Origin of the sequence: Thetidibacter halocola (assembly GCF_018224955.1) — a bacterium.
Taxonomy (GTDB): domain Bacteria; phylum Pseudomonadota; class Alphaproteobacteria; order Rhodobacterales; family Rhodobacteraceae; genus Thetidibacter; species Thetidibacter halocola.
Map to the genome: position 1 here is coordinate 219,703 of NZ_JAGTUU010000005.1, position 12,471 is coordinate 232,173.

At 68.5% G+C, this 12,471-nt stretch carries 9 protein-coding genes; 5 read left to right on the forward strand and 4 right to left on the reverse strand.

All coding sequences use genetic code 11. From position 1 onward, the window contains the following. The first annotated feature begins 51 nt into the window (after window positions 1–51). Window positions 52–2,463 (forward strand): ATP-dependent helicase, encoded by a 2,412-nt coding sequence (locus KB874_RS13840; protein ID WP_212537130.1) that lies wholly within the window; start codon window positions 52–54, stop codon window positions 2,461–2,463. A 10-nt stretch (window positions 2,464–2,473) separates the two neighbouring features. Here KB874_RS13840 and KB874_RS13845 read toward each other — a convergent pair whose 3' ends face one another. Then, window positions 2,474–2,935: an Lrp/AsnC family transcriptional regulator gene (locus KB874_RS13845; RefSeq protein ID WP_212537131.1), complete on the reverse strand. Its 462-nt coding sequence runs from the start codon at window positions 2,933–2,935 to the stop codon at window positions 2,474–2,476. A 137-nt stretch (window positions 2,936–3,072) separates the two neighbouring features. Between KB874_RS13845 and hppD the strand changes: the two genes are divergently transcribed. Next, entirely contained in the window at window positions 3,073–4,170 is a 1,098-nt protein-coding gene (hppD, locus tag KB874_RS13850) for a 4-hydroxyphenylpyruvate dioxygenase (protein ID WP_212537132.1), read from the forward strand. 36 nt (window positions 4,171–4,206) lie between these two features. On the opposite strand, the gene KB874_RS13855 is transcribed toward hppD, so the two are convergent. Next, window positions 4,207–7,071, reverse strand: a complete 2,865-nt coding sequence (locus KB874_RS13855) for a hypothetical protein (RefSeq protein WP_212537133.1) — start codon at window positions 7,069–7,071, stop codon at window positions 4,207–4,209. Between the two features lie 162 nt (window positions 7,072–7,233). On the opposite strand from KB874_RS13855, the gene KB874_RS13860 reads away from it, so the two are divergent. Continuing rightward, complete coding sequence (locus KB874_RS13860; protein ID WP_212537134.1) at window positions 7,234–7,920, forward strand: SIMPL domain-containing protein; 687 nt, start codon at window positions 7,234–7,236, stop codon at window positions 7,918–7,920. A gap of 173 nt (window positions 7,921–8,093) precedes the next feature. Here the strand turns inward: KB874_RS13860 and KB874_RS13865 are convergent, their stop codons facing one another. Beyond that, window positions 8,094–9,386, reverse strand: a complete 1,293-nt coding sequence (locus KB874_RS13865; protein ID WP_212537135.1) for an O-acetylhomoserine aminocarboxypropyltransferase/cysteine synthase family protein — start codon at window positions 9,384–9,386, stop codon at window positions 8,094–8,096. Between the two features lie 235 nt (window positions 9,387–9,621). Here KB874_RS13865 and KB874_RS13870 point away from each other — a divergent pair, with 235 nt between their 5' ends. Both KB874_RS13870 and KB874_RS13875 read left to right on the forward strand, forming a co-directional pair. After that, complete coding sequence (locus KB874_RS13870; RefSeq protein ID WP_212537136.1) at window positions 9,622–10,257, forward strand: hypothetical protein; 636 nt, start codon at window positions 9,622–9,624, stop codon at window positions 10,255–10,257. 104 nt (window positions 10,258–10,361) lie between these two features. Continuing rightward, window positions 10,362–11,276: a DMT family transporter gene (locus KB874_RS13875; RefSeq protein ID WP_212537137.1), complete on the forward strand. Its 915-nt coding sequence runs from the start codon at window positions 10,362–10,364 to the stop codon at window positions 11,274–11,276. Window positions 11,277–11,292: 16 nt separating this feature from the next. On the opposite strand, the gene KB874_RS13880 is transcribed toward KB874_RS13875, so the two are convergent. After that, window positions 11,293–12,447 (reverse strand): beta propeller repeat protein, encoded by a 1,155-nt coding sequence (locus KB874_RS13880; RefSeq protein WP_212537138.1) that lies wholly within the window; start codon window positions 12,445–12,447, stop codon window positions 11,293–11,295. Window positions 12,448–12,471 lie beyond the last annotated feature (24 nt).

Below are 12,471 nucleotides of genomic sequence, written 5' to 3' on the forward strand. Positions count from 1 at the left end.
GAGCGCGAACAACCCCTTTCCGAAACCGGCCTCAACCGCTAGATTGGCGGCATGAGCAGTTTCGACGACATGGACGCCTTCGAGGGCGCGGGGCTGGCGGCGCGCGCGATGGCCGCGCGGCCCACACCCTACATGGATGGCCTCAACCCCGCGCAGCGCGAGGCGGTGGAGCGGCTGGACGGCCCCGTTCTGATGCTGGCCGGGGCCGGCACCGGCAAGACCAAGGCGCTGACCACGCGCATCGCCCACCTGCTGAATACCGGCCGCGCCCGCCCGAACGAGATCCTCGCCGTCACCTTCACCAACAAGGCCGCGCGCGAGATGAAGCTGCGCGTGTCCTCATTGATGGGTCACGCGGTCGAGGGGATGCCCTGGCTCGGCACCTTCCACTCGATCTGCGTGAAACTGCTGCGCCGGCATGCCGAACTCGCCGGGCTTAAATCGAACTTCACGATCCTCGACACCGACGACCAGCTGCGCCTGCTGAAACAACTGATCCAGGCGGCGAATATCGACGACAAGCGCTGGCCCGCGCGGATGTTGGCCGGGATCATCGACGACTGGAAGAACCGCGCGCTGACACCCGACCAGGTTCCTGCCGCCGATGCCGGCCACTACAACCACCAGGGCCCGCGGCTCTACGCCGAATACCAGGCCCGGCTGAAAGAGCTGAACGCGGTCGATTTCGGCGACCTGCTGCTGCACGTGGTGACGATCTTCCGCACCCATGACGATGTTTTGGCGCAGTATCAGCGCTGGTTCCGCTACATCCTGGTGGACGAGTACCAGGACACGAACGTGGCGCAGTACCTCTGGCTGCGCCTGCTGGCCTCTGGGCATCGCAACATCTGCTGCGTCGGCGACGACGACCAGTCGATTTATGGCTGGCGCGGTGCCGAGGTGGGCAACATCCTGCGCTTCGAAAAGGATTTTCCTGGCGCGCACGTGGTGCGTCTGGAACAGAACTACCGCTCGACCCCGCATATCCTCGCCGCCGCCTCGGGCGTGATCCGGGGCAACGCGAACCGTCTGGGCAAGGAACTCTGGACCGAGGCGCAGGAGGGTGAAAAGGTTCGCCTGATCGGCCACTGGGACGGCGAGGAAGAGGCGCGCTGGGTCGGCGAGGAAATCGAGGCGATGCAGCGCAGCACGCGCGGCATGCGCCCCTTCGGCCTCGACCAGATGGCGATCCTTGTCCGCGCCAGCCACCAGATGCGCGCCTTCGAAGACCGCTTTCTGACCATCGGCCTGCCTTACCGCGTGATCGGTGGCCCGCGCTTCTACGAGCGGCTCGAGATTCGCGATGCGATGGCCTATTTCCGGCTGGTCGTTTCGCCGACGGATGATCTGGCTTTCGAGCGGATCGTGAACACGCCCAAGCGCGGCTTGGGCGACAAGGCGCAGCAGACGATCCAGAAATTGGCTCGTCAGCACGGGATTTCGCTGCTCGACGCCGCCGCGCTGGCCGTCGAACAGGGAGAGATCCGCGGCAAGGGCGCCGCGGCGCTGGGGCAGTTGGTTGTCGACCTCGCACGCTGGGGCCGCATGGCCCGCGCCACCGTGCCGGTCGAGACCGACTCGCTGCTCGACGACGAAACGCAGCCGCTGCGCGGCCGGCCCGAGATCAGCCATGTCGAACTGGCCCAGATCGTGCTGGATGAATCCGGCTACACGGCGATGTGGCAGAACGACAAGACCCCCGAGGCGCCAGGGCGCCTCGAGAACCTCAAGGAACTGGTCAAGGCGCTGGAGAATTTCGACAACCTTCAGGGCTTTCTCGAACATGTCAGCCTCGTGATGGACAACGAGTCCGACGATGGCGGCGCCAAGGTCAGCATCATGACGCTGCACGCGGCCAAGGGGCTGGAGTTTCCCGCCGTCTTCCTGCCTGGCTGGGAGGATGGCCTGTTCCCCTCGCAGCGCAGCATGGACGAAAGCGGCGTGCAGGGGCTCGAGGAGGAACGCCGCCTCGCCTATGTCGGCATCACCCGCGCCGAAGAGGTCTGCACGATCAGCTTTGCCGGCAACCGCCGGGTCTTTGGCCAGTGGCAAAGCCAGATGCCCTCGCGCTTTATCGACGAGTTGCCCGAGAGCCATGTCGATGTCCTGACTCCTCCGGGGCTTTACGGGGGTGGCTTTGGCGCGGCCGCGCCCGCCGGCGTCTCTTCCAGCCTGGAAACCCGCGCGGCCGAGGCGAATGTCTACAACTCGCCCGGCTGGCGTCGCCTCCAGGCCCGCGCGGCCGAGCGCCCGGTCAGCCAGCCGCGCGAAAGCAAGGCGCAGGTGATCGACCTGTCGGCGGTCAGTGCCTACACGCTGGGCGAGCGCGTCTTTCACCAGAAATTCGGCTATGGCACCGTCGAGGCGATCGAGGGAGACAAGCTGGAAATCGCCTTCGAGAAGGCGGGGACAAAGAAGGTCGTGGCGCGCTTCATCTGCGCGGCGGATGACGTGCCTTTCTGACGTCGGGCGTCTACCCGATGGGAAGCGGTGCGTCGGCCTTGGGCTGGTCCATGACGATCTGCGAATGGACCCGCGCGACGACCGGATGTGCCAGCAGCACCTCGTGGATCAGGCGGTTCAGCGCGGGCAGGTCCGGGCACCAGACGCGCAACAGGTAATCGGCCTCGCCGGTCATGGTCCAGGCCGAGGTGATCTCGGGCCGGGTGCGCAGCAGGCGGGCAAAGGCCGTGCCCTGTTCGACGCCGTGGCTGGCCAGTTGCACCTGAACGAAGGCCTGCACATGCAGGCCGAGCCGGGCGGGATCGATGCGGGCGCGATAACCTTCGATCACGCCGCTTTCCTCCAGCCGCTGCCGCCTGCGTCCCGCCTGGCTGGGCGACAGGTGCAGCACCTCGGCAAGGTCCTGAGCTGTGGCTGTGCCGTGCTTTTGCAGGTGGGACAGCAGGGCGATATCCGTTGGATCTAGGCTCATGCGGATTTCCGGCATTGTGCGCAAATTATGTGCGTATTTTGTGTGCAAATCGGGCGAAAGTCCAGATGAATGCGCGAAAGCCGCGTCCGGGAACCGCTATGATGCATGCATCTTTTCCGCGTGACAGGAGATCGACCATGGGCCCGTTCCCGCATGACGCCCCGCAAGCCCGCATCACTGCCGAGAATCCCGCCGGCACGGACGGGTTCGAGTTCGTCGAATTCGCCCATCCCGAGCCGCAGCAGCTGCGCGACCTGTTCACCATGATGGGCTACACCCACGTGGCGAACCACCGGACGAAGCAGGTCGAACTCTGGCAGCAGGGCGACATCACCTACGTGCTGAACGCCGAACCCGGCAGCTTTGCCTCTCGCTTCGTTGAGGAGCATGGCCCCTGCGCGCCGTCGATGGCTTGGCGGGTGGTCGACGCGCAGCACGCGTTCGAGCGCGCCGTGGCGCGCGGCGCCGAGCCCTACGAGGGAGCGAACAAGACCGTGGACTGGCCCGCGATCAAGGGGATCGGTGGCAGCCTGATCTATTTCACCGACCGCTACTACGACACCTCGCCCTATAACGAGGAATTCACCTGGATCGAACAGTCGAAGCCGCGCGGCGTCGGGTTCCACTATCTCGATCACCTGACGCACAACGTGTTCAAGGGCAACATGGACACGTGGTTCCGGTTCTACGGCGACCTGTTCAACTTCCGCGAGATCCGCTTTTTCGACATCGAGGGCAAGTTCACCGGGCTTTTCAGCCGCGCGCTGACCTCGCCCTGCGGCCGCATCCGCATCCCGATCAACGAGGACCGGGGCGAGACAGGCCAGATCGTCGCCTACCTGAAGAAATACAAGGGCGAGGGCATCCAGCACATCGCCGTGGGCGCGCGCGACATCTACGACGCGACCGACGCGATCGCGGCGAACGGGTTGAAATTCATGCCCGGCCCGCCGGATTCCTATTACGATCTCAGCTTTGACCGGGTCACTGGCCACCAGGAACCCGTCGACCGCATGAAGAAGCACGGCATCCTGATCGACGGCGAGGGCGTGGTCGATGGCGGCGAGACGAAGATCCTGCTTCAGATCTTCTCGAAGACCGTGATCGGGCCGATCTTCTTCGAGTTTATCCAGCGCAAGGGCGATGACGGCTTTGGCGAGGGCAACTTCAAGGCGCTGTTCGAAAGCATCGAGCGCGAGCAGATCGAAAGCGGTGAACTGAAAGTCGCCGAATAGCGGGGCAACCCGCAGGCGCGGTTCGACCCCGCCCAGTCAGCCGCGCGGCATGTCCAGCGTCACGGCGCGGCTGCCCTTCTGGTAGACAAGGTTCGATTCGCCGATGGCGGTGACGCGGCCACCGTCCAGGCGGTCGCCCGGCTTGACCTTCTCGTATTTGCCATTCGGCAGTCGCACCAGGGCGCGGCGGTTCGACGGCGCGCCATAGATCCCGATCAACGACACGCGCGACAGGTTGATCGCGTTGCGCACCGTCGCGGCCTTTGCCACGCTGGCACTTGAGGGGATCGAGGGCTGGACGGTGCGCGGCGCCACGGCGGCGGTTCGCACCTCTTCCTCCTCGACCTCATCGGGTTCGATCGTGGGGGCGGGGCGCGCGGCCTCGACCCGGCTGACGATCGTGGCCATGTCTCGCGGCCGCGACACCGGCACCAGCGATTGCACCACCGCCTGCGCGGTGGCGGGCGCGGCAGGTTCCGCCGCTGCGGCCTGTTCCTGGGCCGTCTCCGGGCGCAGCACGGGGCGCAACCGGGCCAGTTCCGCCTTCGAAACACCCTGGAGCGTCGCGCGTTCACGCTGCTCGATGATGTCGTCGGGGCGTGCCTCGGGCCGGATACCGGTAAAGGGCGGCTCGACCGGTTCGGCGGCGGGCTCGGCCCCGGCGGGCGCCTCGGGCGAGGCGTCGGTGACGATGCCCGGCGTGGGCAGCGCCGCCTCTCGCAGGGGCGGCACGACGGGGGGCGGGCCGGTGAAGATGCGCAGACCCTCGGGGCTGAGCGCGCCCTCGGGCGTGGCCCGCACAAGGCCGCGCGCGTCAAAGTCGAAGGTCATGCCGGCGGGCGGCGGCAGGCCGGGATCGGCCAGCGGTGCCTCTGGTGCAACGCTGCGTTCCTCCGGCAGGGCCACGGCGTCGAACTGGCGCACGGACGGATCGATCGACGCGACATAAATCGCGTCGACCGCGTCGGCGGGGGGCGTGTCGGGCGATGCCGGGCTGCGCTGCCAGATCCCGGTTGCCGCATAGGACACGGCGGCTTCGTCGTCTGTCAGCGCGCGCGGCACGACCGGCGCCGAAAGGCCGGCATCGGACGCAGGCGCATCCGGCGCCGGTTCCAGCGTGGCGAGCCGGGGCTCTTCTTCGGTCACGGGATCAGCTGCCGGGGGTGCGGCGGGCTCGGCGACTTGGCTTTCGACCGGAGCGGGCAGAATGGCGGGTTCCTGCGTCGCGGGCTCGGGCGTCGTTTCGGGCTCGGACAGGGTGGCGACCGCGCGCTCGTCGGGTGTCGAGCGGAACAGCCGCGCCAGTCCGTCGTCCAGGAACACCGCCGCCCAGGCCGCGACGCCGACCAGCATCAGCAGCAGACCCACCGTCAGCATCAGGCCCAGGAAACGCGGCTTGCCACCGACCTGTTGCCGGTTCCGCGCGCCGAAGACCGTCATGCGGTCGCGTTCCTCGGCGGAACCGGCGGCGGGCTTCTTCATCGGTTCGGCGGGCTTTGCCGCGGGTTGCGGCGCGGGGGGCGCCGCACTGACCGGGCGCAGGCCGCCCGCCTTTGCCAGCTTGCCGTCGCGCGCCGGCTTCGCGGCGGGCTTTGACGTGGCGGGCCTGTCGGCCGGTGCGTCACCCTCCCGGCGCAGCGCCGGGGCGTCGGGCCCCTGAGGCCGCGTGGCCGGGCGCGCGACAGGGAGCGCGACCGGTGGCACCGTGGGACCGTGTCCGGTGGTCAGCGGCGGCAGGTCCCGTCCGGGCTCTGCCGCAGGTTTCGCAGGTGTGGGCAGGACCGGGGCCGGCGTGGCCTGCGCGGCGGGGGCGCGCAGGGCGGGTTCGGAGGGTTTCGCCGGCGGGGCCGCCGGTGTTTCGGTCGGTGCATCCTTGCGCAGCTTGAACCGCATCGCCAGCGAGGCCGCTGCCCCGGACGGGCCGGCGTCGGCGGTCTCCGGGGCGGGGATGGCCTTGGCTCCGCCGGTCGTGGCAGGGCCGGGCGGCGGCACAGGGGTAAAGCGCGGCCGGACGGGTTCGCCGCTGACCGCGGGCGCGCGTTCGGCGGTGATCCGGCGGGCGGGGCTGTCTGCGGGCATGTCGCGCGTGGCGCGCAGGCTGGAAAAGCTGGGCATTGGCGCGGCCGGTTCCGCGTCCGCCGGCTGCTGCGCATCGGTATTCGTGGCCTTATCGGTCGCGGCGGCGGCCTCCGGCGTCTTGGCTGGCGGGGCGAAGACCGTATCGGCCTTGTCTACCGCGGGCGCCACCGTGGCGGGTTCCGCTTTGGGGGTAGTATCCGCCTCGACCAGCGCCGCGGCGGGCGACTCCAGCCGGATGTCGACCCGTTCCCTGGGCGCCGGCGGCTCAACCGGGGTAAATGCCTCGGCATCGGCGTCGACGAGGCGGATGGCCTCGGCCAGTCGCTTGACCTTCCGGCGGGCCTCGGTGTCGGGCACGCCGAACCAGACCGGACCGGCGAACGTCCCCTGCGGTGCGCGCGCGGCATAGCCCACCGGCGTGAAGCCGTGCTGCCGGGCAAAGCCCTCGGCCTCGGACAGGGTCTCGCGCGCGACGGCGGCAATCTGAAGGCGCCCGTCCGCCGCGACATGATCGAATGCCAGGTCGGCGATGGCATAGGGCGTCGCCCCGTCCAGCGCCGCGCGGGTCGCCGACTCGCGCGTGGCGACGTCGCCGCCGGGATCGGCAATGTCGAGGTAGCGGATCTGCTCGTTGGGCAGCAGCAGCAGGACCTTGTCGCCGCGCGGGTCCAGTGCGACCGCCCGTTCCCGCAGCCGCGCCATGGCGTGGTCGAGATCGGTCTCGGTCAGCGAGACGTCAGCGATGCGGGCCCAGCCCGCGGTCACGCGGCGCAGGAGCGAGATGCCCTCGAAGGACAGGGATAGCGCGAAATTCGGAACCATGCGCGGTGTCTAGCAGTCCTGCCTGCGCCGTGGGAGTCACATTCTCTTGCCAGCCAGCTTACAGCAACCTTTTGCCGAGGCAAAGACCTTGCGCCCGCAGAGGCTTGCGCGGTGCAGCGCCAAAGCCGACATATTGCCGAGGCTTCTGGGAAAGGACATGCCATGCGGATGCTTTCGTTTTGTATCGCTCTCGCGCTTGCAACACCGCTTTACGCCGACGAGGCGGGACGGATCACCGTGACCGGCGAGGGTCAGGCCTTTGCCGCGCCGGACATGGCCACGATCACGCTGGGCGTGACGGAGCGGGCGGACAATGCGCGGGACGCGATGGACGCGACCTCGGCCGGCGTGGCGGCGATCCTCGGTCGACTGACAGCGATGGGGGTCGAGCCGCGCGACGTGCAGACATCGGACCTGTCGCTGGGGCCGGTCTGGACGCAGCACAACAGCAGCGGCGAAGCCGTGATCACCGGTTACGAGGCGTCGAACCGGCTGACTGTGCGGGTGCGCAACCTCGACAGTCTGGGCGGCGTGCTGGACGCGGTGCTGGAGGATGGCGCGAACCGCTTCTCGGGCCTCGGTTTCGGCCTGCAGGACCCCGCCCCGCTGGAAGACGAGGCGCGCCGCGCCGCAGTCGCCGACGCGCTCGCCCGCGCACGGCTTTATGCCGAGGCGGCGGGTGTCGACCTGGGTCCGATCCTGTCGATCAACGAGAGCGGTGGCGTCCGGCCGATGCCGATGGATGCGCCGATGTTCGCCGCGAGGGCCGAGGCCGTGCCGGTCGCCGCCGGCGAGACCGGGCTGAGCGCAAGCGTCACCATCGTCTTCGCGCTGGGAACAGACGAGTAGGGGGGCGACCGCCGGGGTCGGCAGAACATTGCCGATTGCGCACGCAGGAGTTGTGAGAATTGTGTGATTCGCGTAAAGGTTGATACGCGTCAGGCGCCGAGGCGCCACGTCATCCCCCAACGCTCACGGACGCTGCAGTCGGGGCGGGGCCAGAGCCCCGCCCCGAACCCGTGTCACGCCTGCGACTTGTGTAGCGCCTGGTCGAGGTCGGCGATCAGGTCGTCGGCATCCTCGATCCCGATCGAGATGCGCACCACGTTCGGCGCGGCGCCGGCGGCGACCTGCTGTTCCGGCGTCAACTGGCGGTGCGTGGTGCTGGCCGAATGGATCACCAGGCTGCGCGCGTCGCCCAGGTTCGCCACGTGGCTGAAGATCTCCAGCGCGTCGACGAACTTCATGCAGGATTCGTAGCCGCCCTTCAGGGCCACGGTGAACAGCCCGCCCGCCCCCTTGGGGCAGATCCGCGCCACCCGGTCATTGTAGGGTGACGAGGCCAGGCCGGCATAGGTCACCCGCTCGACTGCCGGGTGGGTTTCCAGCCAGCCCGCGACCTTCTGCGCGTTGGCCACGTGCCGGTCCATGCGCAGCGACAGGGTTTCGATCCCCATCAGCGTGTAATGCGCCGCCTGCGGGTTCAGCGTCATGCCAAGGTCGCGCAGGCCGATGGCGATGCCGTGAAAGGTGAAGGCCAGCGGGCCGAAGGTCTCGTGGAATTTCAGCCCGTGATAGGCCGGTTCCGGCGCGCTGAGGCTGGGGAACTTGTCCGAGGCCGACCAGTCGAACTTGCCCGAATCGACCACGACGCCGCCGGTCACGGTGCCGTTGCCGGTCATGTACTTGGTCAGCGAGTGTACGACCAGCGTCGCGCCATGCTCGATCGGACGGCAGAGGTAGGGCGTGGCCGAGGTGTTGTCGACGATCAGCGGCACGCCGGCGGCGTCCGAGATCGCCGAGATCGCGTCGAGGTCTGTGATGTAGCCGCCGGGGTTGGCGATGGATTCGCAGAACACTGCGCGGGTGTCTTCGTCGATGGCCGCCTTGACCGCGTCCAGGTCGTCGAAATCGACGAACTTGGCCGACCAGCCGAAGCGCCTGATGGTGTGGGTGAACTGCGTAACCGTGCCACCATAAAGCCGCGTCGAGGCGACGATGTTGCGCCCCGGCGCCATCAGCGGGAACAGCGCCATGATCTGCGCCGCGTGGCCGGACGAGCAGCAGACCGCGCCCACGCCGCCTTCCAGCACCGCGACCCGCTCCTGCAGGGCGGCGACGGTCGGGTTGGTCAGGCGGGAATAGATGTATCCCACTTCCTGAAGGTTGAAGAGTGCCGCCGCATGTTCGGCATCGCGGAACACGTAGGCGGTGGTCTGGTAGATCGGCACCTGGCGCGCGCCGGTGGCCGGGTCTGGCCGCGCGCCGGCATGGATCTGCAACGTGTCGAATCCGTAGGTTGGGTCTTGGGTCATCCTGTCCTCCCGTTCTGGCTGCCCATGCCTAGACCGTCGCGCCGGGCCGGACAACGGGAAGGATGAAAAAGAGGTCGCCGTTCCAGTCGTGACGCTTGTCGGCGGACATGATCCCACGCCGGGCCCGGCGGAAAGACGCGTGTCCGCGACGATGCCTGAAACATACTTACTGAGTATGTTGACGGGGCTGTGCCAAGGTGAAATACTCTGCCGCGTCGTGACATGGAGACCCATCATGGAAAACCCGAACGCCCAGCCGGGCAAACCGGCGAAGGCCGGCAAGTGGAACAAGGCCGGCAAACCCGGCAAGGCTGGCAAACAGGGCAAGGCCGCCAAGCCTGCCGTTGCCGGTGATCAGCCCGAAACCGAAGGCAAGACCGCCAAGACCAGTTCCGTCCCGGTGACCTTCAGCCTCCAGCGCAAGGTGCGCGAGCGGCTGGCCGGGCAGGCCCGGGCCGAGGGGCTGGACCTGGGGCACTACCTGCAGAAGGTGCTCGAGGCGCATATCGTGGCCACGTCGGGTGCGGATGACCCGCTGGCCGAACGGCTCGAGGCCAAGCGCGCCGTGATCGACGGGATCGTGGCGCTGGCCAGCAAGCTGGATGCTGACGGTCGCTTCGACGAGCATTTCGTCCTGACCGTGATGAAGGAAGCCGCCGCCGATCCCGACTTCGACGATCTTTACGCCCGCGCCACCGGCGGCACCGGCAAGCACGCCATGCGCCAGCGCAAGGTGCTGAACCAGCAGCTGGGCCGGGTCATCCGCGGCGCCGCGCGCGCCAAGGGCAAGCGTACCGAGGATGGCGGCGTCGCCCGCGCGCAGGTCAAGGGTGAGATCATCCGCACCTACACGCTGCTGACCCGCGACTGACCAGCCTACGGCGAAGGGCGCCCCGCGGGTGCCCTTCGACCCGATGCCAAAGCGGATTGACCTCGCCCCGGACCGCGGCCACTGTCGCCCGGAAAGGAGAGCCCATGTCCCCGCTTGGCGGCATCGCGCTGAAACTCGTATCCGTTTTCCTGTTCACCATCATGGCGTCGCTGATCAAGGCGACGTCGGACCTTGTGCCGCCGGGAGAGGCGGTGTTCTTCCGCTCGTTCTTTGCCATGCCGGTGATCGTGGCCTGGCTGGCGCTGCGCGGCGACCTGAGTACGGGGTTGCGGGTGAAACGGCCGCTGGGCCATGTCTGGCGCGGCGTGATCGGTGTGTCTGCCATGGGCTTCGGCTTTGCCGCGCTGGGGATGCTGCCCTTGCCCGAGGTGACGGCGCTGGGCTATGCCGCGCCTCTGCTGACGGTGATCTTCGCCGCGATCCTGCTGGGAGAGCGGCTGCGCGTCTTCCGCCTGACGGCTGTGGGGCTGGGCATGGTCGGCGTCGCAGTGGTGATGTGGCCGCGCCTGTCGGTCGACACGCTCGACCAGGCGGCGGCGATGGGCGTGGCCTTTGTTCTGGTTTCGGCAGTGCTGCGGGCGCTGGCGCAGATCCATATCCGCCGGCTGGTCGCGACCGAGGAAACCTCTGCCATCGTCTTCTACTTCTCGATGACCGCGACCCTGTTCTCGCTGCTGACGCTGCCTTTCGGCTGGGCCTGGCCCGGCTGGACGGCGGCCGGCATGCTGGTGGCGGCGGGTTTTCTGGGTGGCGTGGCGCAGATCTTTCTGACCACGGCCTACCGCTTTGCCGAGGCGGCGGTGCTGGCGCCCTTCGACTATGCCTCGATCCTGTTCGCGATCCTGTTCGGCTATTTCTTCTTCGACGAGGTGCCAACGGCCACGGTGCTGATCGGGTCGGCCATCGTCATGGCCGCCGGCATCATCATCGTGTGGCGCGAACGCCAGTTGGGGCTGAAGCGCGGACAGGCCCGGCCCAGCATGACGCCAAACGGCTGAGGCCGGGCGGAGGGCGTCAGCCCGCCTGCCGCACGGTCTCCACGCACAATACGGTGGGAAGGTGGCGCGCGATCTCGGCCCAGGAATCGCCCTCGTCGAGACTGGCAAAGACCGATCCCGAGTTGGTGCCGAAATAGACCCCCGGCGCGGGCGTGTCGTCGACCGCCATCGCCTGCCGCAGCACGGTGAAGAAGCACGCCTCTTGCGGCAGACCTTCGCGGCAGGCCTGCCAGCTGTCGCCTCCGTCGCGCGACCGCCAGACCGCCGCCGACGCCTCTGGCGGAAACCGGCCTGCCATGTCGCCGTTCAGCGGAAAGCACCACAGGGTGTCGGGTTCCGCGGGATGCACCGCGATGGGAAAGCCGAAGGTCGAGGGCAGGCCCTGGCCCGCATCCTCCCAGCTGCGCCCGCCATCGCGGGACCGCCAGAGGCCGTGGTGGTTCTGCTGGTAAAGCACGTCCGCCGACCCCGGCGCGCGCACCATATTGTGCACGCAATGCCCGGTCTCGCCGTCGCGCGGCGCGGCGGGATGGTGGTGATGGCCGCACGCCTCGGCATTGGCCAACCGGTTGCGCCGCTCGAACGTCGCGCCGCCATCCTCGGAGGCGAACACCCCGGACGCCGAGATGCCGACCCAGAGTTTCGCCGGGTCCTCCGGGCTGCCCACGATCGTGTGCAGGGTCATGCCCGCCGCGCCGGGGTTCCAGGTCTCGCGCGTCGGATGCGCGGTGATGCCCTCGACCGGCGCCCAGGTCGCGCCGTCGTCGTCGCTGACGAACAGCATGCCAGGCTTGCCCCCGGCATAAAGCCTCCCGCCCACGCGACCCAGCGACCACAGCGCCTCGACCGTGCCGGTATGCGGCGCGGGGGGCGCGGGCGCGACGCCCATCAGGGTTGCGGTGTCGGGGTCGTTGCGCACCCATTCGTCGATCGTGCCGTCCGACAGCTTGGACAGGGTCCAGGTGTCGCCGCCGTCCGATGATCTCCAGACGCCGGCCCCGGTCCACTCGCCGCCGCCTGCGGCCCAGAGCGCATCACCGGCGCCGATCGCATGGTTGATCGCCCAACCGTCGCAGAGCGGGCCCGTCACCCGCCATGTCGCCCTATCCCCGGACCGGATCAGGAACAGCCCCTTGGTCGTGCCTGCCAGCACCGTCACGCCGGATGTCATCTTGCGCCTCCCGACCCTGGTTCC